Annotated in this window: 9 protein-coding genes (1 of these 9 running past the window's edge); 3 read left to right on the forward strand and 6 right to left on the reverse strand. The window is 70.0% G+C overall.

The annotated features are described in order from the left end of the window. Both ACFOW8_RS12990 and cobM read right to left on the reverse strand, forming a co-directional pair. A protein-coding gene (locus tag ACFOW8_RS12990) for a non-ribosomal peptide synthase/polyketide synthase (protein ID WP_378550549.1) crosses the window boundary here: on the reverse strand, positions 1-15,316 show its 5' portion. Its footprint begins 28,910 nt before the window's first position; only the first 15,316 of its 44,226 coding nucleotides appear in the window; the start codon lies at positions 15,314-15,316; its stop codon lies beyond the left edge, outside the window. Positions 15,317-15,722: 406 nt separating this feature from the next. Next, positions 15,723-16,478: a precorrin-4 C(11)-methyltransferase gene (gene cobM, locus ACFOW8_RS12995; protein WP_378550551.1), complete on the reverse strand. Its 756-nt coding sequence runs from the start codon at positions 16,476-16,478 to the stop codon at positions 15,723-15,725. 93 nt (positions 16,479-16,571) lie between these two features. On the opposite strand from cobM, the gene ACFOW8_RS13000 reads away from it, so the two are divergent. Together ACFOW8_RS13000 and ACFOW8_RS13005 are read left to right on the forward strand one after the other, a co-directional pair. Continuing rightward, the gene (locus ACFOW8_RS13000; RefSeq protein ID WP_449289769.1) at positions 16,572-16,802 is read left to right on the forward strand and encodes a type II toxin-antitoxin system prevent-host-death family antitoxin; all 231 of its coding nucleotides are present in this window, start codon (positions 16,572-16,574) and stop codon (positions 16,800-16,802) included. After that, positions 16,799-17,224, forward strand: a complete 426-nt coding sequence (locus ACFOW8_RS13005; protein WP_378550555.1) for a type II toxin-antitoxin system VapC family toxin — start codon at positions 16,799-16,801, stop codon at positions 17,222-17,224. Before ACFOW8_RS13000 ends, ACFOW8_RS13005 begins: the two co-directional genes overlap by 4 nt. Positions 17,225-17,235: 11 nt before the next feature. On the opposite strand, the gene ACFOW8_RS13010 is transcribed toward ACFOW8_RS13005, so the two are convergent. Further along, positions 17,236-20,694: an Ig-like domain repeat protein gene (locus ACFOW8_RS13010; RefSeq protein WP_378550557.1), complete on the reverse strand. Its 3,459-nt coding sequence runs from the start codon at positions 20,692-20,694 to the stop codon at positions 17,236-17,238. Positions 20,695-20,892: 198 nt separating this feature from the next. On the opposite strand from ACFOW8_RS13010, the gene ACFOW8_RS13015 reads away from it, so the two are divergent. Beyond that, entirely contained in the window at positions 20,893-21,618 is a 726-nt protein-coding gene (locus ACFOW8_RS13015; protein WP_378550558.1) for a DUF3105 domain-containing protein, read from the forward strand. A 40-nt stretch (positions 21,619-21,658) separates the two neighbouring features. On the opposite strand, the gene ACFOW8_RS13020 is transcribed toward ACFOW8_RS13015, so the two are convergent. Genes ACFOW8_RS13020 through ACFOW8_RS13030 form a run of 3 tightly spaced genes read right to left on the reverse strand, consistent with a single transcriptional unit; the run spans position 21,659 to position 24,024 of the window. Next, positions 21,659-22,084, reverse strand: a complete 426-nt coding sequence (locus ACFOW8_RS13020; protein WP_378550560.1) for a PPOX class F420-dependent oxidoreductase — start codon at positions 22,082-22,084, stop codon at positions 21,659-21,661. A 54-nt stretch (positions 22,085-22,138) separates the two neighbouring features. Next, on the reverse strand, positions 22,139-22,756 hold the full coding sequence (locus tag ACFOW8_RS13025) for a LuxR C-terminal-related transcriptional regulator (protein WP_378550562.1): 618 nt from the start codon (positions 22,754-22,756) through the stop codon (positions 22,139-22,141). Further along, complete coding sequence (locus ACFOW8_RS13030) at positions 22,753-24,024, reverse strand: sensor histidine kinase (protein ID WP_378550564.1); 1,272 nt, start codon at positions 24,022-24,024, stop codon at positions 22,753-22,755. The genes ACFOW8_RS13025 and ACFOW8_RS13030 overlap by 4 nt, the downstream gene beginning before the upstream one ends. Between the last annotated feature and the right edge of the window lie 113 nt (positions 24,025-24,137).

Consider the following 24,137-nt stretch of genomic DNA (forward strand, 5'->3'; position numbering starts at 1 on the left):
CGATGGCCCGGCCGACGACCGAACCAGCCGCGGCGGCAATGGTTTTCGCGTCCAGCGCGCGGAACGACACGTGCACCGTGGTCTCGGTGATGCCGTACATGTTGACCAGCGTCGGCGCGCTGTCACCGTGCCGGGCGACCCAGTCCGACAGGCGGCGCAGTTCCAGCGCCTCGCCACCGAACACCACGTAGCGCAGGGCGAGTGGGTCGAGGCCGGGACCGGCGATCCGGTCGGCCTCGGCGAGCTGGTAGAACGCCGACGGGGTCTGGTTGAGCACCGTCACCTGTTCCACCCGCAGCAGTTCCAGGAACTGCTCGGGCGAGCGCGAGGTGTAGTAGTCGACGACTACGAGCGAACCACCGAACAGCAGCGGACCCCACAGCTCCCACACCGAGAAGTCGAACGCGTAGGAGTGGAACAGCGTCCACACATCACGCGGGCCGAAGCCGAAATCACGGTCGGTGTTGGCGAACAGACGCACCACATTGCGGTGCGCGACCGCGACACCCTTGGGGCGACCGGTCGAACCGGAGGTGTAGATGACGTAGGCGACATTGTCCGGCGACAGCGGCGCCAGCCGGTCGGCGTCGGTGACGGGCAGGTCGTCGGCGTCCTCGATATTGCCGGTCTCCACCGCGAATCCGTCGAGCACCACCGACGGCAGGTGCGCCGGAACCGTCACCTGCACCGTGGAATCGAGCACGACACTGGTCGGCCGGGAGTCCTCGAGCACGTAGGCGATGCGCTCGGCCGGGTAGGTCGGGTCGACCGGTACGTAGCCCGCGCCGGTCTTCACCACGGCCAGCAGGGCGACGACCAGGTCGAGCGAGCGCGGCAGGATCACCGCGACCAGCGACTCCGGTCCGGCGCCGTCGGCGATCAGCCTGCGCGCCAGCACATTCGCGCGCCGGTCGAGCTCGGCGTAGGTCAGCGACTCCATGCCGAACTTGGCGGCGATGCGGTCCGGGTAGGATCCGGCCGCCGCGTCGAACAGGTCGACGAGGGTGGTGTGCTTGTTGCCGAACAGCCCGCGCCGGTAGCCGGCCGGGGTGCTGGCGTCGTGGATCACCGGCAGGCCGATCGCGTCGGCACCGGAGGACACCCAGCGCTGTGCGACGTCGCGCTGTTCGGCCTCGCCGAGCAGGTCGATATCGCCGACGATCACGTCCGGGTTCTCGGCGACGCCGCGCAGGATGCGTACCAGCCGGTCACCGAAGGCGGCGACGGACTCGGCGTCGAACAGATCGGTGGCGTAGTTCCACGACATGGCCAGCGAACCGTCGGCGGCCTCGCCGACGGTGAGCTGGATGTCGAATTTCGCGGTGCCGGGATCGAAGTCGACCACGTCGAGGTCGAGACCGGGCAGCGCGACGGTACCGGTATCGGCTGCGGTGGCCGCCTCGAAGGTGAGCGCCACCTGGAACAGCGGGTGGTGCGCCTGCGAGCGGGTGGGGCTGAGCACGTCGACGAGCCGTTCGAACGGCACGTCGGCATTGGCGAAGGCGGCCAGATCCACCTTGCGCACCTGGTCGAGCAGGTCGCCGAAACTCGCGCCAAGGTCGACCTCGCTGCGCAGCACCAGGGTGTTCACGAACATGCCGACCAGATCGTCGAGCGCGCGCTCGCCACGGCCGGCGATCGGGGTGCCGATCGCGATATCGGTGCTGTTGGACAACCGCGCGGCCCAGGTGGCCAGCGCCGCGTGCATCACCATGAACAGGGTGACACCGTGCGCGCGGGCGATCTCGGTGAGCGCGGTGTGCAGCCGGGCGTCGACCGAGAACCGGTGCAGGTCACCGGCATTGGTGGCGATCTCCGGCCGCGGCCGGTCGGCGGGCAGCTCCAGCTGATCGGGCAGGTCCCGCAACTGCTCGGTCCAGTAGCCGAGCTGGGCGGCCGCGATCGAGTCCGGATCGGACTCGGCGCCGAGCACTTCCCGCTGCCACAGCGTGTAATCGGCGTACTGCACCTCGAGCGGCGCCCAGGCGGGAACCTCGCCGCGGGCCCGCTCGGTGTAGGCGACGACCACGTCGCGCAGCAGCGGTCGCAGCGAGAAACCGTCGCCACTGATGTGGTGCATGACCAGGACGGCCACGTGGGTCCGCTCGTCGACCCGCAGCAGCGTGGCGCGGAACGGCACCTCGCGGGTGACGTCGAAGTGCACGCTCGCCAGCTCGACAACGGCCGCGAGCACGTCGGCCGCGGCGACCGGCCGGGCAGGCAACGCGAAGCGGACCTCGTCGACCGGCATGACCTGCTGGTACCCGGCGCCTTCGAGTTCCGGATAGAAGGTGCGCAGCGTTTCGTGCCTTGCCATCACGTCGGCGATGGCGGCTTCCAGCGCGGCCGGGTCGAGCTCGCCGGTGAGGCGGATGGCCACCGGGATGTTGTTGACCGCGGTGCGGTGGTCGAAGCGGTTGAGGAACCACATCCGCTGCTGTGCCTGCGAGAGCGGCACCAGCTCGGGACGTGGCTGCGGCTGGAGCGGGACCCGCCCGCCGCGACCGGTGGCCGTCTCCACCCTGGTCGCCAGCGCCGCCACCGTCGAGGCCTCGAACAGCGCGCGCAACGGCACCTGGGTGTCGAGCGCCTCGGACAGCCGGGCGGCCACCCTGGTCGCGACCAGCGAGTTGCCGCCGAGCTCGAAGAAGTCGTCGTCGAGACCGACCTGACCGGCACCGAGCACCTCGGCGAAAGTGGCGGCGACGATCTGCTGCACCGGCGTGACCGGCGGCTGGAAGGTCCGCGCTGCGAACACCGGCGCGGGCAGTGCCTTGCGGTCCAGCTTGCCGGAGGCGTTGAGCGGGAACGCGTTCAGCACCATGAACGCCGCCGGCACCATGTACACCGGCAGTTCGGCGGACAGCGCCGTCTTCACGGCCTCGGTGTCGACGGTCGCACCGGTCTCCGGGATGACGTAGGCGACCAGCTGGTCACCGGTCCGCTCGTCGGCACGCACGACGACCACCGACTGGGCGATCGACGGCTGCGCGGTGAGCGCGGACTCGATCTCGCCCAGCTCGATCCGCAGACCGCGCAGCTTCACCTGGAAGTCGGTGCGGCCCAAGTATTCCAGTTCACCGTCGGGGGTCCAGGTGACCAGGTCGCCGGTGCGGTACATGCGCTCGCCCGCCACGAACGGGTCGGCGACGAAGCGGTCCATGGTGAGGTCGGCCCTGCCGACGTAGCCGTGGGCCAGCTGCACGCCGGCCAGATACAGCTCACCCGCGACACCGACCGGAACCGGCCGCAGCCGCGAATCCAGCACATACAGCCGGGTGTTGAACACCGGGGCGCCGATCGGCACCGTGTCGACGTCGGCGTCGGTGACCTCGTGGAAGGTCACATCGACCGCGGCCTCCGTCGGCCCGTACAGGTTGTGCAGCGCGGCACCGGTGAGCTCACGCAACCGCTGCGCGGTCGGCGCGGGCAGCGCCTCACCGGAAGCGAACACATTGCGCAGCGACACGCATTCGGCCGCTTGGGGTTCGGTGACGAACACGGCCATCATCGATGGCACGAAGTGCACCGTGGTGACCTGCTCGGCCGCGATCAGCCGGGCCAGGTAGGCCGGGTCGCGGTGCCCGTCCGGCTTGGCGATGACCAGGCGCGCGCCGACCTGCAGCGGCCAGAAGAACTCCCACACCGACACGTCGAAGGTCGCCGGGGTCTTCTGCAGCACCACGTCGTCGGCGGCGAGCCCGTAGGCCGCGTGCATCCACACCAGGCGGTTGACGATGGCCGCGTGGCTCACCGCGACACCCTTGGGGCGCCCGGTCGAACCGGAGGTGAAGATGACGTAGGCGGTGTTGCCCGAGCGCAGCGGGCGGTGCCGGTCGGTGTCGGTGAGCGGCTCGGCCGACTGACCCGACAGGTCGAGCTGATCGATGCGGACCTCGCGCCCGCCCGCGGCGGGCAGGCTGTCGCCGGAGGTCAGCACGCAGACAGGTTGCGCGGTATCGAGGATGTGCTCGATCCGCTCGGCCGGGTGATCGGGGTCGAGCGGAACGTACGCGCCACCGGCGGCCGATACCGCGTACATGCCCACCAGCAGGTCGATCGAGCGCCGCATGCCGAGGGCCACATACGATTCCGGGCCGACACCGGCGTCCTTGAGCCAGCGCGCCAGCGTACGCACGCGGACGGCGAACTCGGCATAGGACAGACTTGTCCCCTCGAAGGTGAGGGCGGTCGCGTCCGGGGTCCGCGCGACCTGCGCCTCGAACACCGCGTTCAGGGTGGCCGGGTCGTCCGCGCTCGGGGCGCTCAGTGCGGCGTCGACGGCGAATTCGGTGTCGTTCCAGCGGTCGAGCACCAGGGTGCGCTCGGCGACGTCGAGCAGCTCGATATCGCCGACGGCGACCGTGGGGTCGGCGACGACGGCATGCAGCACCCGCAGCAGCCTGGCACCGAAGGTCGCGGCGAAGTTGGCGTCGAACAGGTCGGTGGCGTAGACGAGTTCGGCATCGAGATGGCTGTCCTCGCCCGCGGGCACCTCGCTCAGTACCAGCTGCAGATCGAACTTGGCCACATGCTGGTCGATACCGAGCTCGGAGACCGTGAGGCCGGGCAGCTCCAGGGTGGTGCGGCCCAGGTTCTGGAACGACAGCATCACCTGGAACAGCGGATGCCGCGCCTGCGAGCGCGCCGGGTTCAGCACCTCGACCAGCCGCTCGAACGGCACATCGGCGTGCGCGAACGCGGCCAGGTCGTGCTCGCGGACCTGGGCGAGCAAATCGGCGAAGCCGGCGGCGGGGTCGACCCGCGCGCGCAGCACCAGGGTGTTGACGAACATGCCGACAAGATCGTCGAGCGCCTGCTGACCGCGACCGGCGACCGGAATGCCCACGGCGATGTCGTCGGTGCCCGACAGCCGCGCCAGCAGTGTGGCGAAGGCGCTGTGCACCACCATGAACAGCGTGGTGCCGTGCTCGTGGGCGACTCTGTTGAGCGCGTCGACCAGCTCGCCGGGCACCTCGAAGCGGTGCGTGCCCGCCCGATAGGTCGGCTGCGCGGGCCTGGACTTGTGCCCGAGGCGCAGTTCGTCGGGCAGGTCGGCCAGCGCACCACGCCAATAGTCGAGCTGTTCGGAGATCAGCGAGGTGGGATCGGTTTCGTCACCGAGGATTTCCCGCTGCCACAGCGCGTAGTCGACGTACTGGACGGCCAGCGGCGGCCAGCCCGGCTCGGCGTTGGCGGTGCGGGCGACGTAGGCGGTCATCAGGTCGCGCACCAGCGGGCGCAACGAGAAACCGTCGGCGGCGATGTGGTGGACCACCATCACCAGCACGTGCTCGCGCTCGCTGAGCTCGTAGACCCGCAGGCGCACCGGCGGATGCGCGGTGACATCGAAGCCGCGGCCCGCGAACTCGTAGAGCGAGACCGACAGGTCCGTCTCGCCGGGGCGAGGTGCGGAGCGTGACCACGCAGCACCACCCGGAGCCCCGAGATCGGCGACAGCTTCGATGAGTTCCAGTTCCGGAATCGCGTTCGCGGCCGAAAGCACCTTCTGGTAGGCGGTGCCGTCGTGCGACGGGTAGACCGTGCGCAGCGACTCGTGCCGCGCGATCACATCGGCGGCGGCGCCGCGCAGCGCGGGCAGATCCAGCAGGCCCTGCAGCCGCACGGCCACCGGAATGTTGTAGGTGCCCGCGTCGGCGGTGTCACCGAGATCGAAGCGGTTGAGGAACCACATGCGCTGCTGGGCCAGCGACAGCGGCGGATGCTCCGGCCGCGGCCGCGCTGTCAGCTCGGCACGCAGACCGGTGCCTGCGTGCGATTCCACCCGCGCGGCGAGCGCGCCGACGGTGGGGGCCTCGAACAGGGTGCGCACCCCGACCTCGGCGTCGAGGGCGCTGCTCAGCCGGGCCGCGACCTGGGTAGCGACCAGTGAGTTACCACCGAGCGCGAAGAAGTCGTCGTCGACACCGACGCGCTCGGCGCCGAGCAGCTCGGCGAAGATCTCGGCCACGATCTCCTCGATCGGGGTCGAGGGCGCGCGGAACACCTTGGCCTCGAACACCGGCGCGGGCAGCGCCTTGCGGTCGAGCTTGCCCGATGCGTTGAGCGGGAACTCGTCGAGCACCACCAGCGCCGACGGCACCATGTAGGCGGGCAGCTCGGCGGCCAGACCGGCCTTGACCGCGGCCACGTCGACGCTCGCGTCCGCGGCGGGAACCACGTAGCCGACCAGCTGGTCGCCCGCGTGCGCGTCGGCACGCACCACCACGACCGACTGCGCGACACCGGGCTGGGCGAGCAGCGTCGCCTCGATCTCGCCGAGCTCGATCCGCAGACCGCGCAGCTTCACCTGGAAGTCGGTGCGGCCCAGGTAGTTCAGTTCGCCGTCGCGCGTCCAGGTGACGAGGTCACCGGTGCGGTACATGCGCGAGCCTGCCGCGCCGTAGGGGTTGGCGACGAACCGGTCGGCGGTGAGGTCGGCCCGGTTGAGGTAGCCGATGGCGAGCTGATCGCCGGTCAGATACAGCTCACCCGCGACTCCTGGCGCCACCGGATGCAGCCGCGAATCCAGCACGAACACCTTGGTGTTCCACACCGGACGGCCGATCGGCACCGACTCCACATCGGTGTCGACGACCTCGTGATAGGTCACGTCGACCGCGGCCTCGGTCGGCCCGTACAGGTTGTGCAGCGCGGCACCGGTGAGCTCGCGCAGGCGCTGCGCGGTCGGCGCGGGCAGCGCCTCACCGGAGGCGAACACCTGACGCAGCCGCACCGCGTCGCCGTTGCCGTTGTTGCCGAGCGTGGACACGAACACCGACAGCATCGACGGCACGAAATGCGCTGTGGTGATGGACCGTTCGGCGATGATCTGCGCCAGGTACACCGGGTCGCGGTGGCCGTCCGGCTTGGCGACGACCAGGCGCGCGCCGGTCTGCAGGGGCCAGAAGAACTCCCACACCGACACGTCGAAGGTGGCCGGGGTCTTCTGCAGCACCGCGTCGGCCGCGTCGATCGGGTACTCGTGCTGCATCCACAGCAGCCGGTTGACGATCGCCGCGTGGTCCACCGCGACGCCCTTGGGACGACCGGTCGAGCCGGAGGTGAAGATCACGTAGGCGGTGTTGCCCGCCCGCAGCGGCGCCCTCCGCTCGGCGTCGGTGATCGGCGCGCCGCTGAAATCGGCGGGCAGTTCCAGGTTCTCGACCGCCTCGACCGGCACACCGTCGGCCTCGAAGGCGTCGCGGCGGCTGGTGAGGACAAGGCGCGGGCGCGCGGTCTCGACGATGTGGCCGATGCGGTCGGCCGGCTGGTCAGGATCCAGCGGCACATAGGCGGCGCCGGCCTGCAGCACCGCGTACATAGCGACGACGAGTTCGCCCGAACGCCGGATCGCCAGCGCCACATGGTCACCGGGACCGACGCCGTCGGCGATCAGCTTGCGCGCGATCCGGTTGACCCGCTCCTGCAGATCGCGGTAGGTCAGCTCCTGCTGCTCGAAGACGAGCGCGACCGCGTCCGGCGTGCGCTCGACCTGGGCGTCGAACAGCGAGACCAGGGTGCCCGCGGGCACCTCACGCGCGGTGTCGTTCCAGTCGACGAGGACCTGCGCGTGCTCCTCGGGCGCGAGCAGATCGATGTCACCGACGGGCACCTGGGGATCGGCGACGACGGCGGCGAAGATGTTGTCCAGCCTGCGCGCGAACGCGGCGATGGTGGACTCTTCGAAAAGGTCGAGCGCGTAGGAGAACTCGGCCGACATGCCGCCGGTCTCACCGTCGGTGTCCTGGACCTCGGTGAGGGTGAGCTGCAGGTCGAACTTGGCCAGCTGCGAGTCGTAGTCGATGCCGCTGACCGAAAGGCCAGGCAGCTGCAGCGAGGCCTGCTTGTTGTTCTGGAACGACAGCATGACCTGGAACAGCGGGTGCCTGGCCTGCGACCGCGGCGGATTGAGCACCTCGACGAGCCGCTCGAACGGCACGTCGGCGTGCGCGAAGGCCTGCAGGTCGGTCTCGCGGGCCTGGTCGAGCAGCGTCGCGAACGACGTCGCGCCCTCGACCCGCGAGCGCAGCACCAGGGTGTTGACGAACATGCCGACCAGATCGTCGAGCGCCTGGTCGCCACGTCCGGCCACCGGGGTGCCGATGGCGATATCGCCGGTGCCGCTCGCGCGGGCCAGCAACACCGCCAGCGCGCTGTGCATGACCATGAACAGCGAGGCGTTGTAGCGGCGGCCCAATTCGACGAGGGCGCGCTGAGTTTCGCCGGAGATGACGAAGCTGTAGGTGCCGCCGCGGTAGGTGGCGACCGGCGGGCGCGGATGATCGGCGGGCAAGACGAGCTCGTCGGGCAGATCGGCGAGTTCGCGTGTCCAGTAGTCGATCTCTGAGGAGATCAGCGAGGCTGGGTCGTCCTCGGAACCGAGCACCTCGCGCTGCCACAGCGCGTAATCGGCGTACTGGACCGGCAATTCGGCCCAGGTCGGCGCCTCCCATGAGGTGCGCGCGGCGTAGGCGACGATGACATCGCGCGACAGCGGCGCCATCGACCAGCCGTCGGCGGAGATGTGATGCACCACCATGCCGAGCACGTACTCGGTGTCGCTGATCTCGAACAGCCGGGCGTGCAGCGGCACTTCGCTGGTCACGTCGAAGGCCATCGACGCGAGGTCGATCAGGTGGTCGATGAGATTGTCCTCGGTGACCCGGTACGGGGTCAGGTCGGGGACGATCTGCGCGGCGTCGAGCACCACCTGCACCGGACCTGTGCCGGATTCGGGGAACACGGTGCGCAGCGACTCGTGCCGGTCGATCACGTCGATGACGGCGACCTGCAGCGCGGCCACGTCGAGGTCGCCGGAGAGCCGGATGGCGACCGGGATGTTGTTGACCGCGGAGGCGGTGTCGAAGCGGTTGAGGAACCACATGCGCTGCTGGGCCAGCGACAGCGGCACCCGATCGGGCCGCTGTCTGGCGACCAGCGCCTTGCGGGCACCGTCACCGGCCTGCGACTCCACCCGCGCGGCCAGCGCGGCGACGGTGGGCGCCTCGAACAGCATGCGCACCGGCACCCTCGTGTCGAGGGCGATGCCGATGCGGGAGGCGACCTGGGTGGCGATCAGCGAGTTGCCGCCCAGTTCGAAGAAATCGTCCTCCACGCCGACCCGCGACAGCTCGAGCACATCGGCGAAGATCTGCGCCACGATCTGCTCGATCGGGGTGGTCGGCGCGCGGAACTCGCGCACCTCGAACACCGGGGCAGGCAGCGCGCGGCGGTCCAGCTTGCCGTTGACCGTCAGCGGGACGGCGGCGAGCACCATGATGGATGACGGCACCATGTACGCCGGAAGACGTTGCGCGACATGGTCGGTCAGCTCGGCGACGTCGATCGAGCGGCCGGGCACCGCGACGACGTAGGACACCAGCGAGGTGCTGCCGCCCTTGTTCTTGTGCCCGAGGCTGACGGCGAAGTCGACCGTCTCGTGCGAGGCGAGCGCCGAGTCGATCTCGCCGAGCTCGATGCGGAAACCACGCACCTTCACCTGGAAGTCGGAGCGGCCGACGTACTCGACATTGCGGTCGGCGGTCCAGCGCACCACGTCACCGGTGCGGTACATCCGCAGGCCGGGCGCGTAGGGGTTGGCGACGAACCGGTCGGCGGTCAGCGCGGGACGCGCGTGATAGCCGCGCGCCATACCGACACCGCCGATGTAGAGCTCACCGGCGACGCCGACCGGCACCGGGCGTAGCCGGTCGTCGAGGATCAGCGTGTGCACGCCGCGGATCGGGCCGCCGATGACGACCCGCTCCCCCGGGATGAGCCCTTCGGACAGGTTGGAGGCGATGGTGGTCTCGGTCGGACCGTAGACATTGCCGAGCATTCGCCGGTTGCCGTCGGGCAGCGGCACCGCCCATTTGTTCACCAGCTCCGGCGGCACCGCCTCGCCACCGGCCGCGAGCACCCGTAGGTGGTCGAGCCCGCGCGCGTCGAAGGTGGCCAGCGCGGCCGGGGTCACGAACGCGTGCGTGACCTCCTCGGTGATGAGGATGTCGCGCAGTTCCTCACCGCCGTACACCCCGGGCGGGACGACGACCAGGGTGCCGCCGCGACCGATCGCCAGTAGCAGCTCCAGCACCGACGCGTCGAACGACGGCGAGGCGAAATGCAGTGCGCGCGTGTCGGAATCGAGTCCGTAGAGGTCGATCTGCTCGGCGCAGAAGTTGGCGACGCTGGTGTGGGTGACCACCACGCCCTTGGGCACACCGGTGGAACCGGAGGTGTAGATCAGGTACGCGGGCTGGGCCGGATCGGTGGGGCGCACCAGCTCGCGCGGGGCCAGCGGGGCGTCGGAGATGTGGGCGAGCTCGATATCGTCGATCTCGAGCCAGCTCACCGTCGGCGGCAGGTCGGCCGCCTCGGTGGTCACCGTGATGCCGACGGACACACCGGCATCGGTGATCATGTGGGCGATGCGGTCGGCCGGGTAGTTCGGGTCGACCGGCACGTAGGCAGCACCGGTCTTGGCGACCGCCCACACCGCGAGCACCGATTCCAGCGAGCGCGGCACCGCGATGGCGACGAAGTCTTCGGCGCCGAGGCCCTGCTGAATCAGCATGCGGGCCAGCTGGTTCGAGCGGCGATCCAGTTCGCCGTAGGAGACAGCTGTCCCCTCGAACACGACGGCGGTCGCCTCGGTGTCGCGCGCGGCCTGCGCCATCAGCTGCGGCAGGGTGCGGGCGACGGCGGCCGGGGCGCCGTAGCGGGCGACCAGGTCGGCACGCTCGGCGTCGTCGAGGACGTCGATGGCGCCGACGGTGATCGCCGGGTCGGCCAGGATCGCGTCGAGCACGCGCCGCCAGCGCAGCAGCAGTTCCTCGACGGTCGACTGGTCGAACAGGTCGACCGCGTAGGTGAGCACGCCGGTCATGCCGGAGAGGGCGCCGGTGCTGGTGTGTTCCTCGGTGAGGGTCCACTGCAGGTCGAACTTGGCCATGTCGACCTCGACCTCGTCGGCGTCGACCGAGAGGCCGGGCAGCTCCAGGGTGCCGTGCGACATCTCCTGGAACGACAGCACCACCTGGAACAGCGGATGCCGCGCCTGCGAACGCGACGGGTTGAGCACATCGACGAGCCGCTCGAACGGCACGTCGGCGTTGGCGAACGCGCTCAGGTCGGTTTCCCTTGTGCGCGTGAGGAATTCGCTGAACGGCTGGGTGGGGTCGACATCGGACCGCAACACCAGGGTGTTGACGAACATGCCGATCAGGTCGTCGAGCGCCTGCTCACCACGGCCCGCGATCGGGGTGCCGACCGCGATGTCGGTGGTGCCGGACAGCCGGGCCAGCAGCACGGCCAGCGAGGCGTGCACGACCATGAACAGGGTGACCCCGTTGGCGCGGGCCAGCGCGGCCAGCTGCTCGTGGGTCCGCGCGTCGATGTCGAAACCGACGCGCGCGCCACGGAAGCTCTGCTGCTGCGGGCGCGGCCGGTCGCTCGGCAGATCGAGCTGGTCGGGCAGACCGTCCAGGGTGCGCTTCCAATAGTCGACCTGGCGCGCGGCCATCGACTCCGGATCGCTTTCGGCGCCGAGCAGTTCGCGCTGCCACAGCGTGTAATCGCGGTACTGCACCGGCAGCGGCGCCCAGCCCGGCGCCTCGCCCGCCGCGCGGGCCAGGTAAGCGGTGGCGACGTCGCGCGCGAGCGGACCGAACGAGAAGCCGTCGGCGGCGATGTGGTGGACCACGAAGGCCACCGCGAATTCCGGTGTGCCATTGGTCGTTCCGCCGGTCACCTGGAAGATCCGCACGCGGATCGGCAGTTCCAGGGTGACGTCGAAACCGGTGGAGGCGAAGGCGATCAGCTCGTCGTGCAGCAGCGCCTGATCGATCGGGGTCACCGTGATACCGAGGTCGAACTCGTCGGCACCGAGTACGCGCTGGTAGCCACCGTCGGAGTCGGGGAACACCGAGCGCAGCGATTCCTGACGCACGACCACGTCGTCGAGCGCGGTGATCAGCGCGTCGACATCGACCCGGCCCTTCATCCGCACCACGAACGGCAGGTTGTAGGTGGGCGCGGCGGGATCGAACTGGTTGATGAACCACATCCGCTGCTGGGCCAGCGACAGCGGCACCTGATCGGGATGGGCCTTGGCCACCAGTGCCGGGCGGGCGGCGGAAACATCGGCGGGCGTTGCGGATTCGGCACGGGCGGCGAGTCCGGCCACCGTCGGGGTCTCGAACAGCGCGCGCACGCCGAGCTGGATACCGAACGCCGCGCCGACGCGGGCCACCACCTGGGTGGCGACCAGCGAGTTGCCGCCGAGTTCGAAGAAGTTGTCGTCGGCGCCGACCCGCTCCTGGCTCAGCACATCGGCGAAGATGCCTGCCACGATCTGCTCGGCCGCGCTGCGCGGAGCGCGGAAATCGCCCGCGGCGGCGGAGAACACGGGCTCGGGCAGGGCCTTGCGGTCCAGCTTGCCCGAGGTGTTGAGCGGGAACGCGTCGAGCACCATGATCGACGCGGGCACCATGTAGGTGGGCAGCTTCTCGGAGACGAACCTGGTCAGCGTCGCCGGATCGGCCGACTGTCCCGGCGTCGGCACCACATAGGCGACCAGCTGCTGGCCGGTGGCGGTGTCGACCACGAGCACCGCGGCCTGGCTCACGGTCGGATGGGCGAGCAGGTCGGTCTCGATCTCGCCGAGCTCGATGCGCTGACCACGGAACTTCACCTGGAAGTCGGTGCGGCCGATGTATTCCAGCACGCCGTCGGCGTTCCAGCGCACCAGGTCGCCGGTGCGGTACATGCGCTCGCCGGGAGCGCCGACCGGGTTGGCGACGAAGCGGTCCGAGGTGAGGTCGGGGCGGCCGCGGTAGCAGCGAGCCAGCTGACGGCCGGCCAGATACAGCTCACCCGGCGCGCCGATCGCGGCCGGACGCAGCCGCGAATCCAGCACGTACACTTCGACATTCCACTCGGGAATACCGATCGGCACCGTCACGGTGTCGGCCTCGGTCGCCTCCCAGTAGGTCACCGAGACGGCGGCCTCGGTGGGGCCGTACAGGTTGTGCAGCCCGGCGGTGGAGATCGCGCGCAGACCCGCCGCGGTCTCCGGCGGCAATGCCTCACCGATCACGAACACCGCACGCAGCGTTTCGCATTGGGCCGCGGTGGCGTGCGAGACGAAGACGGTGAGCATCGACGGGACGAAGTCGGTCACGGTGACGCCGTGCCGCTGGATCATCTCCGCCACATAGAGCGGGTCGCGATGCCCGTCCGGCGCCGCGATCACCAGCTCGGCGCCCACCATCAGCGGCAGGAAGTAACCCCACAGCGACACGTCGAAGGTGGTGGCGGTCTTCTGCAGGTACACGTCGTCGGCGGTCAACCGGTACTCGTCGAGCATCCACAGCTCTTGGTTGACGATCGCGTGGTGGGTCACCGCGACGCCCTTGGGGCGGCCGGTGGAACCCGAGGTGTAGATGACGTAGGCCGTGTTGTCCGGGCGCAGCGGAGCCAGGCGCTCGGCGTCGGTGATCGGGGTGTCGGCGAAGGCGGAGGTGTCGAGGGTGTCGATCTGCACCCTGGCCACCGTGTCCGGCAGGTCGAGGTCGTCGCCGGTGGTGGTGAGCACGCAGACCGGTGCCGCGGACTCGAGGATGTAGGCGGTGCGGTCGGCCGGGTGATCCGGGTCGATCGGCACGTACGCGCCACCGGCCCTGAGCACCGCGTGCATGCCGATCACCAGGTCGAGCGAGCGGCGCATGCCGAGCGCGACCAGCGATTCCGGGCCGACACCGTCGGCGATCAGGAAGCGGGCAAGACGGTTCACCCGCGCGCCGAACTCGGCGTAGGTGAGTGTCGCGCCCTCGAAATCGAGCGCGATGTTGTCCGGGGTGCGCAGGATCTGCGCGTCCAGCAGGGCGGGCAGCGTGGTGGCGGGCACCTCGTGCGCGGAATCGTTCCACTCGGTCAGCGAGCGTTCCAGCTCATCGGAGCCGGTGACCGGCAGGCTCCACACCGGCGCCTCGGCCGCGGCGGCCAGGAACCGGTCGAAGAACTCCAGGAAGCGGGCGTGGTGGGTGGCAGCCTCGGTGGCCGAGTACAGGTTCGGGTTGGTCTCGAAGTCGATGTGCGAGCGGGTGCCGCCGTGCGACTGATAGAAGTTGACGCCCAGATCTTCGATCGAGCCGGTGGAGAGCACATTGAGGGTGCCGTCCATCTCGCCGAACCGCAGCGCGTTGTCGAACAGCATGATGTTGACCCACGGACCGAAGAACTCCGTGGTGACCATGCCCTCGCCCGCCGAATCACGGCGGATGTCCTCGTGCCGGTAGCGCTGGTGGCGCAGTGCACCGGAGACCTCGACGGTGACCGCGCGCAGCAGCTCGGCCACGGTGGTGTCGTGCCCGACGCGTAGTCGCAGCGGCACGATATTGGAGGTGACGCCGCCGGAGCGGCGCATGGCCGCGGTGGTACGGCCGGTCACCGGCAGGCTCAGGATCACGTCCTCGGTGCCGGTGATCTGGGCCAGATAAGCCGCGAAACCCGCGATCAGCAGCGGGGCCGAGGTGGTGTCGTGCCGGGCGACGGCCGCGCCGAGCAGGGCGTCCTGGTCCGAGGTCAGCGCCGCGCTGGTGACGTCGTTGACCGGCGAGGGCGGTGCCGACCGGCCCGCCAGACTGCTGCCCTCTTCGAGCCCGGCCACCCGCTGCGCCCAGTGCGCCTTGTCGGTCTCGAAGCGGGTGCTGTCGCGGTAGGAGATCTCCGACTCGTAGAGCGCGCGCAGGTCGGTGGACTTGTCGGCGGGCGCCTCGGTACCGGATACGGCCGCGGTGTAGAGCTGGGCCGTGCGATTGACGAAGTTGTTGGCGCCGAAACCGTCGAGCACGATGTGGTGCACCCTGGCATACCAGTACCAGTGATCGTCGGCGAGTTGCAGCGCGGCAGCCTGCACCAGGCGGTCGGCGACGATGTCGAGCGGACGGCTGTACTCGGCGCGCATCCACGCCGCCGCCGCGGCCTCGGGATCGGCCTCGTCGCGCAGGTCGACGTAGATCAGCGTGTCGTCGAGGGTGAGGTCGACGGTCTGCATCGGCTCGCCGTCGATCTCGGCGATCCGTACGAACGGCGACTGCTGCTCCGCGCCCGCCGCCGAACTGGCCCGCTCCAGCGCCGCGATATCGAGGTGGCCACGCAGGTCGACGAACTGGGCGATATTGATCGGCACCTGCGGGTCGACGTGCTGCGCGTACCAGATACCCAGCTGAGCAGGCGAGAGCGGGAAGTACTCCGCAGAGTCCCCACGCCCGTCACCAGTTTCGCCGTTTCCGCCGAAATCCAGCCGGTCCAACCCAAACCTCGCTTCCGGAACACCTGTCACAGCGCTCCCCGACGACACCGGAACGCAGGCGCCTGTCGCCCAAACAGCGTGGCGCCTGCGTTTCGGGTTCAGTTCTCGAAATCAATCAGGCAAAAATGTCCATTGGCACTATCTGTCGGCCCGACCGCTCTTGTTACATGGTTGAGACCATGTACATGATCGCTCGTCCGACTGCGCCGGTGTGCTCGTCGCAAACCATCGCACCAATCTACCGGTGCGCTCGCCCGGCAACCAACCACCTCCATAGCCGCAGGGCATCCGACCAGGTGAGGCCGTCGACCACCGTTTGCTGACGCTTGTCTGCGTTCTCACACCGCATGCGGACCCCCTGCAAGGCCTCGGGAATCGAGGCGTGGATCACACCGACCGGTCGGTGTCAGCTTATCGGTGGCCGCGCCCGCGCCGGGTCGTAAAGGTGGGACTGGGCGCACTCGATTCTCGGCGCCATCGCCCGCCCGACGAGGATGACCGCGGCCTGCCGCAAGCCGGCGGCCTCGACCTGGTCGGCGATATCGGTGAGGGTGCCGCGCAGGACCAGCTGTTCGGGCTGGCTGGCGCGGTAGACGACAGCGGCGGGGCAGTCGGGGCCGTACTCGGCCGCCAGTTCCGCGGCGAGGACGCGGATGCGGGTGATCGCCAGGTGCAGGACGAGGGTGGCGCCGGTGGCGGCGAAGCCGGCCAGGGCCTCACTGTCCGGCATGGCGGTGGAACGCGCCCTGGTACGGGTGAGCACCACCGACTGGACGAGCTCGGGGACGGTCAGTTCGGTACCGAGGGTGGCCGCGGCCGCCGCGTAGGCGGGGACACCGGGGGTGATGTCCCACGGCACATCGTGCGCGTCGAGGCGGCGGGTCTGCTCGGTGAGCGCCGAGTAGAGCGAGGGGTCACCCGAGCAGAGCCGGGCGACATCGTGTCCGGCCCGGTGCGCGCGGACGAGATGGTCGGTGATCTGATCCAGGTCGAGACGCTGGGTGTCGATGAGCTCGGTACCCGGCGCGCAGTGCGCCAGCACCTCGGGGTCGAGGTATGTCCCCGCGTACAGACAGACCGGGCTCTCGCGCAGCAGATTCACCGCACGCACCGTGAGCAGGTCGGCAGCGCCGGGGCCCGCCCCGATGAAGTGCACCGTCATGTCGCGCGAGTCTACGTGGCCGCCCCCTGGCCCGAAGTCCCCCCGACTGACATCATGTAGGTACATACCTGCATGGAGGTTGTCGTGACCAGCATGAGCGCACGGGATCTGAACCGCGATGTCAGCGCCGCCAAACGCGCGGCTCTGGACGGCCCTGTCTTCATCACCGATCGCGGCGAGGACGCCTTCGTCCTGTTGTCGATCGAGGAGTATCACCGGCTACGAGCTGACAGCCAGGATCTCGTCGCGCGGCTGAGCATGGACGACGACATCGATTTCGACCCCCCACAGCTCGAGATCCACCTGCGGGATGCGGACCTGTGACCTACCTCCTCGATACGAACGTCATCAGCGAACTACGCAAGCCCGAACGCAGGGCGGATCCCAACGTCCGGGCCTGGGTCCGCGCGCGGCGTCCGTCCGAGCTCTACCTGAGCGCGATCACGATCCTCGAGCTCGAGGTAGGAATCGGCAGGATCGAGCGACGAGAGCCCATCCAGGGCAAGCGCCTTCGGGCCTGGCTCGATGAAGCGGTACTCGCGGGGTTCGGCAACCGGATCATTCCCTTCGACCTTCCCGCCGCTCGCACGGCGGCTCGATTCCACATCCCCGATCCACGGCCCGAACGCGATGCGATGATCGCGGCGACCGCGATCGAACATCAGATGACCGTCGTCACCCGCAATATCGAGGACTTCGAGCCGCTCGATGTCCTGCTCGTCGACCCGTGGGTGGCCGCGAGCTAGCCGGAGCGAGCTCAGCTCAGGCGGGCCCGGACGAAGGTCGACGCGAGGTGGAGGTTGTTGGCCGGGTTGAGGTCGGGGCTGGTGCTCGAGACGTGCAGGAACGTGGTGATCAGGGTCAGGCGGGCGGGGACGGCGAGGACGATCTCGTAGGTTCGCGTTTCACCTGGGTCGAGCGTCGCGACGGGGAAGCGCAGGTGGGTGGGGTGGATTTCGCCGCCACCCGGGTCGACGACGCGGTCCCAGCCGCTGGTGGACAGCCGGGCCTCGACGCCGGTCGCGCGCTGGCCGCCGACATTGCCGACCGTGACCTTCGCGGTCACCTGGGTACCGGGGTCGGCGGTGCGTGGTAGCTCGAGACGCACGGTGACATCGCCGGGGAGATCGCCGGGTGACTGGCCGACCTTCAGTACCCACAACGTCATCGAGCCGCGGCTCGGCGCGGCGCCTGCGGCCGCGTCGCCGGAGTAGTCGGCGGTGACCAGATGGGTGCCGAAGCCGAGGTGGGAGACGTCGACGTCGCGGGCGACGGCGATGCCGTTGTCGACTGGAACCGCGGCGCCGAGCGGCTTTCCGTCGGCGGCGAACTGCACAGTGCCGGAGTCGATCTCCCCGGCCGGATCGCGACTCACCGTGGCGGTGAGGTCGAGTTGCTCGAAGTAGGTGACCGGGTTGTGGTCGGCGGTCACGGTGGTCGTCGTGGTCGCGGTGTAGACCGTCAGCTCGGCTTCGGCCCGTGCCGGTGCATAGATCTCGTCGCCGAGATAGTGCGCGGCGACCGTGCCCGAACCGGCACGCAGTGGTGGCGAAGTCGCGGTGCCGTCCACGGCGACGGTCACCGGATCGCCGAGCGGCGTGCCCTGCTGGGAGAACTGGATCACGCCGGTCGGATTCGGCGCGTCCGGCTTCGGAGTCGGCACCGTGACGGTGGCGCCGAGCACGGCACCGGCGAGTACCGGTTCCGGCGGCACCGTCAGGTGCACCTCGGTCGGCACCGCCTGCACCAGCAGCCCCACGCTGCCGAAGACCGGCGCGAACACCCTGGTCGGGTCGTCGGCCAGGTAGGTCGCCAGGATGTGATGCGGACCGGGGCTCAACCCGCTGACCGGGGGCAGCGTCGCCACCCCGTCGACCAGTTCGATCGGGCCCGGCGTCGCGACGCCGTCGATCTCGAAGCGCACATGCCCGGCCGGTGTGCCGAACGCCGGGGTGGTGCCCGGCTTCTGGTCGACCTTCGCGCTGAAGCCGACCGGCGCGCCGACCTGGGAGATCTGGTTCGGCGCGGTGGTCGTCACCTCGATCTCGGTCGGCACCTTGTCGTCGTGCAGGCGGAATACGGTGCCGCCGATCAGATGGGCCGGGTCGTCGGTGGCCGCCGCGTGCACCAGGAAGCCGCCACCGACTTCGCCCTGCTCGACGGCGGGCAGCGCGGTGAGCCGGGCTTCGGCGAAACCGTCGGCATCGGTGGTCACCTGGATCCGGTCGGTCCCGTTGGCGAACACCGCGGCCGGTGGCTGCCCGGCAGGCATCGAGAAGGAGACAGCCTTGCCGGCCTGTGGGCCGTGGATCGCGTCGACGAACCGCACCCGCAGCGGTTGCGCGAAAGGCTGTCCCGAATAGGCGCTCTGACTGTTGCCCGAGATCAACTCCACCCTGCTGCGTTTCGACGGGATCGGGACGATCAGCGAGACCTTGCCATCGTTGCGCCGATCGCGATTGCCGAAGGTTCCGTCGGGACCGTGGTAGAAGTGCGGCCGCTGGTTCGCGACCGCATCGACCATCGACTGCCCGCCGCCACCAGCGCCACCACCGCCGTCGTTGCCGTCCTGAGCGCCATGACCTTTGCCACCGCCGTGGCTGCCACCGCCACCGCCACCACCGCCGCCGCCGGTGGAACTACCGGTCGCGTGGCCACCGTCGACGCCGCGTTCGCTCCCGCCTTCCCCACCGAAACCACCACCGAAACCACCGCTGGTGCCGTTGCCCGGTTGCGGACCACCGCTGCCGCCGTCGCCACCACCCGCGCTGAATCCGTTGCCGCCGCCACCACCGCCACCACCGGCGACGACGATCGGTGTGCTGTCACGGGACGGCCGCGTCCCGCAGTCGGCGTCGTTCTGGCTCACCGCGGAGGCGCCACCGCCACCGGCGCCGCTGTAGGACGCGTCCGAGTCGGCGGTACCACGCGATCCCCCCTTGCCGTAGCCCCAGCCACCGCCCGCACCGCCGTACCGGCCCACCTCGATCTTCAGTTGCTTACGTTCCTCGACCGCGATCACCGCCTGCACGCCGCTGCCCGCGCCACCGGTGCCGACATCGCTGAAGTCGTGGCCGCCGCCCGCGCCAGAGGCGCCGAGCACATCGGCGAAGATCTCGTCGACACCGTCGCCGACGCAGTAGTACTGCGCCGAATCACCGTGCACGCCGAAGGTCGTCGTGCGGACGCCGTCCGCCGAGGTGAGGAACAGCACGTACCCGTCGCCGGAGACCGAGGCGGTGGTGACACTCGCCTTCGACAGGCTCGGCGAGGCATAGGAGGTTCCGCCGCCACCACCGGCCCCACCGGCGCCGGGCGCGGCGTGCGGACCGTGCGAGATCGGTGTCTCCGGCGCGGCCGCGCCACCACAACCACCGCCTGCGCCGGTGCCACCGCCGTATCCACCGCCACCGCCACCGCCGCCACCGCCGCCACCGGTCTTGTCGAAGGTGTGGCCCGCGCCGCCGGCGCGCGGACCGCCGCAGGTGAGTCCGCTCGGGGTGGTGCCCGCCGGATTGTTCTCCCCGGCACCACCGATCCACGGCGGTCCCTCTTCCCAGCCCACCGCGGCGCTGCCGTCGCCCCCGTCCCCGCCGTCGCGCCGGGAACCGCCACCGCAGTAGAAGAAGGTCGAATCCTGCACCGGCGACACCGAATAGCAGTCGGGTGCGTTGCCACCGGCACCACCGCCACCGCCCGCGACCAGGACCGGCGCGTTGTCGGCGGTGAGCACGGCCGACGCGCCACCGCCACCGCCACCGTCCCAGCCGCTCGAGTAGACGGTGCCGAAATCGGTGACCTGATCGATGGCCTCGCCCCTGGCCCCACCGGAGGCGTACGGCGAGAACCCGCCGTTCTCCCCACCCGCGCAGCCCACCTGAACCTGGAATTGCTGGCCGGGCGTCACCCGCAGACCACCGGTGACCTGTCCGCCCAGCCCACCGATGCCGGTGAAGTTCGGATTCGGCGTCTGCCCCTGACCGCCCACGGCCTCGATGTACAGACTGGTCGTCCCGGCCGGAACCTGGTACGTCTCGGTCCCCGAGCCGCAATAGAACACGTCGATGGACAGTCCCGACTCGGGATCCTCGAAATGCTCCGAGGCACCCTCGGCCTGCGGGCCGGGGGGCTGGGCCTGCGCGATCGTCGCGGTGCCGACGACGAGCAGGGCGCCGAGGGAGGCGGCGAGCGCCCGTATCGCAGTTCGTCCGGCCATGCCATCGCTCCGTTCGCCAGCACCGTTGCCTACGAAACCTGACGAAACGGTAGTCGCGGTTGATGCCTCAACTCAGCAACGACGCGCGACTTTCCACAGGTCACCACGCCCGCGAGGCTGCCGACGGGTACTCCGGGGCCGCAGCCGAGTAAGTTCTGCACCGGCGGCGGACGCCGACATGACGACAGGGGGCACCCGGTGCGGATTCCGGACATCACACGGCGCGTGTGCGCCACGGCGGTGGGCGTTGCCCTCGTCGCGGTCACGGCAGGCTGTTCGGTCGGCAAGACCGTGCCCGGCACCGCGGTCACCTCGATAGATTCGTTCGCGCCGTCGGCCGACAACCAGGATCCGGCCCGCGCGATCCCCGGCGTCGAGGTGGTCGAGTTTCCGCCCGGCCTGCACGTCTCCAGCACGCAGCGGGTCGCCTACCCCACCGTGCCACCGCTCGGCGGTCCGCACGACAGTTCGTGGGCGGCCTGCGACGGCGTGGTCTACGACAGCGGCGTACGCACCGAGAACGTGGTGCATTCGCTCGAACACGGCGCGGTGTGGATCGCCTACGACCCGGCCAGGATCGCCGGCGCCGACCGCGCGGCCCTCGCGGCGCGGGTACTCGACCGGCCCTACACCCTGATGTCACCGATTCCGGGCATGGCCGAGCCGATTTCCCTGCAGTCGTGGGGCCATCAGCTGACCCTCGACAGCGCCGACGACCCCCGCATCGACCAGTTCATCCTCGCGCTGCGCCAAAACCCCTACACCACCCCGGAACCTGGCGCGACGTGCTCCAATCCCCTGTTCGACACCGAGAACCCGCCCCCGTTCGACCCGACGGCACCGGGCCCCGGCGCCGTCGACGGCAGCCCGGACGCCACCCAGCCGAGCCAGGAGGGGCAGCCCGGATTCCCGGCGCCGAGGTGACCGCGCGGAGCCACCGCCGGACCGCGCCGTGGTCGGCCGGTCAGCCGGCCAGGTCGAACTGGGCGACAACCTTGGTCGGCCTGATGCGCACGACCAGCTCGCCGGGCACGCCGTTGCGCTTGCCGAACTCCTCGGCTCGATCCCGACCCATGTAGCGCCCGCCGAGCGCGGTGGCGGTGCGCAGCAATTCGGCGGGGTCCTCCGACAGCGTCACCGTGCCCTGCACCGTGACCAGCCCGTACGGTGGCTCCTCCAGGTCGACGCACAGCGTGATCCGCGGATCCCGCGCGAGGGACCGCCCTTTCGCGGAGTGCTTGCCGGTGTTGAAGACCAGTTCATCACCCTCGACGAGGAACCAGACCGGCGTGACAAGGGGGCGGCCGTCGGCGGCGGTGTAGGCCACCTTGCCGGTCCTGGTTCCGTGGGAGAGGAATTCGCGCACCTGCGGATCTGCGAGTGAGGCCATGCGGTTCAGGGTAGGCGCGGTGCGGTGGTGGGCGTACTACCACCGCGCGGCGCGTCAGATCGCGCCCTGCTCCCGCGCGGTCGCCACCGCCGAGGTCCGCGACTTCACGCCGAGTTTGGCGTAGATGTGCACGAGGTGCGATTTCACCGTTGTCTCGCTGAGGAACAGCTGTTTGGCGATGTCACGGTTGGACAGCCCCGCCGCGACCAGTCGCAACACCTCGACTTCGCGGGGACTGAGGGTGGTGTCGGCGCGACGGACTCGGGTCATCAACCGGGAGGCGACGGTCGGCGACAGCACGCTCTCCCCCGCGGCGGCCGCGCGGACCGCGGCGAGCAGGTCGGCGGGCGGGGTGTCCTTGAGCAGGTAGCCGACGGCGCCTGCCTCGATGGCGCCGAGAATGTCGGCGTCGGTGTCGTAGTTGGTGACAACGAGGACATTCGGCGGGTTCGGCAGGGCCCGCAGGCCCGCGGTGGCCGACGCGCCGGAGCGGCCGTCGCCGAAGCGCAGGTCCATCAGGACCAGATCGACCGGGGCGGCGGCGCAGAACGCCACGGCCGCATCGGCATCGGCGACGTCGCCGACCACCGTGAGGTCGTCGGCGGACTCCAGCAACGCGCGCAGCCCCGCCCGCACGATGGCGTGGTCGTCGGCGAGCAGCAACCGGATCACGCGGCGGCTCCCAACGGGAACGACACCGTCACCGCGGTGTGCCCCGGCTCGGACTCGATCGTCATCGCACCACCCTGTTGCTCGACGCGGCTCCGCATGGCGGCCAGCCCGAAAGCCCCCGCCCGCGGTTCACGCAGGACTTCCCGCGGGATGCCGATTCCGTCGTCGACGATATCGAGGTGCACGTCGGTGTCGGCGTAGGTCAGGGTGACCCGCATCCGTTCCGCCTCCGCGTGCTGGACCACATTGGCCACCGCGCTCTGCGCGATCCGCACCAGCGCCGCCTCCACCGACATCGGCAGCCGCTCCGGTTCCCCTTCGACCAGCAGTTGGGTCGACCGTGACGGCGACTGCGCGCGTTCGCAGATCCGCGCCAGCGCCTCGGCCAGCGACTGCCCATGCAGCGCGGCGGGCGAGAGTTCGTCGATCAGCCTTCGGGTTTCGGCCAGGTCCTCCGCGGCGGTCTCGCGGGCCAGCCGAATCCGGTCCAGCGCGGGATGATCGGGCGCCGCTTGTTCGGCGGCGTGCAACAGCAGCTGAATACTGCTGAGCCCCTGGGCGACGGTGTCGTGGATTTCCTTCGCGAGCCTTTCTCGCTCCGCGAGTTTGCCCGCGGTGCGTTCCTGCTCGGCGAGAACCGCTCTGGTACTGAGCAATTCGTCGATCAACCGTTCGCGCTCCACCGCTTCCCGGTACAGCGCCTGATAGCCGAGACCGATGCCGATGGCGACCAGGGCACCCAGCACCGGCCCGACGACGGCACCTACCGACCAGCCACGATGCGCCGCGAATCCGACGACCCCGACCGCCGTCGCCAGCAGCACCGCGGTCAGGTCCCACGGCCGTGGAAGCAGATGGAGGTAGACGAAGAACAGTCCGAACGCGAGATAGACCGCGTCCGGGGTGAGCGCGAGCAGCGCCAGCCAGAGCACGGTGAGACCGGCCAGCCACAGCAGCGCCTGCCGCGCCGCATCGCCAGAACCGGCCCGGCGGCCGGTGGCAGACGAACCACTCGGGATGACGGCATCCGCCGGGTTGCCGACCGACGCCCGAGCACCGGCGGCCCGGCGATCGCCCGACCGACGTGGCAACTCGGTGCCCGCGAAGTAGACGAGCAGCCAGACCGCCGTCAGCGCCATCACCGCCGCGACGTGCCCGCCGCCGGATACCAGCGCCCGCACCGCGACCACCGCGGCCAGCACCGTCACCAGCACATGCAGGCCGAGCCGCAGCGTGGTGACCACCGGAGTCAGAGGAGACGAGCGCACCCGACCAGCTTATGTGCGGCAACCGCACCGGCATCCATCGAAAGGTGTAAACGGGGCCCGACCTTGGGTGGAAGGAAGTTCGTCAGCCGGTGCGATGCCGCGGGCGCGCCGCG

This window comes from Nocardia rhizosphaerae (genome assembly GCF_042650365.1).
Classification (GTDB): domain Bacteria; phylum Actinomycetota; class Actinomycetes; order Mycobacteriales; family Mycobacteriaceae; genus Nocardia; species Nocardia rhizosphaerae.

Coding starts and splice junctions, on each gene's coding strand:
- ACFOW8_RS13020 (WP_378550560.1), bottom strand. CDS start 22,084: ATGGCCTCACTCGCAGATCCGCAGGTGCGCGAATTCCTCTCCCACGGA.
- ACFOW8_RS13010 (WP_378550557.1), bottom strand. CDS start 20,694: ATGGCCGGACGAACTGCGATACGGGCGCTCGCCGCCTCCCTCGGCGCC.
- ACFOW8_RS13000 (WP_449289769.1), top strand. CDS start 16,572: ATGAGCGCACGGGATCTGAACCGCGATGTCAGCGCCGCCAAACGCGCG.
- cobM (WP_378550551.1), bottom strand. CDS start 16,478: ATGACGGTGCACTTCATCGGGGCGGGCCCCGGCGCTGCCGACCTGCTC.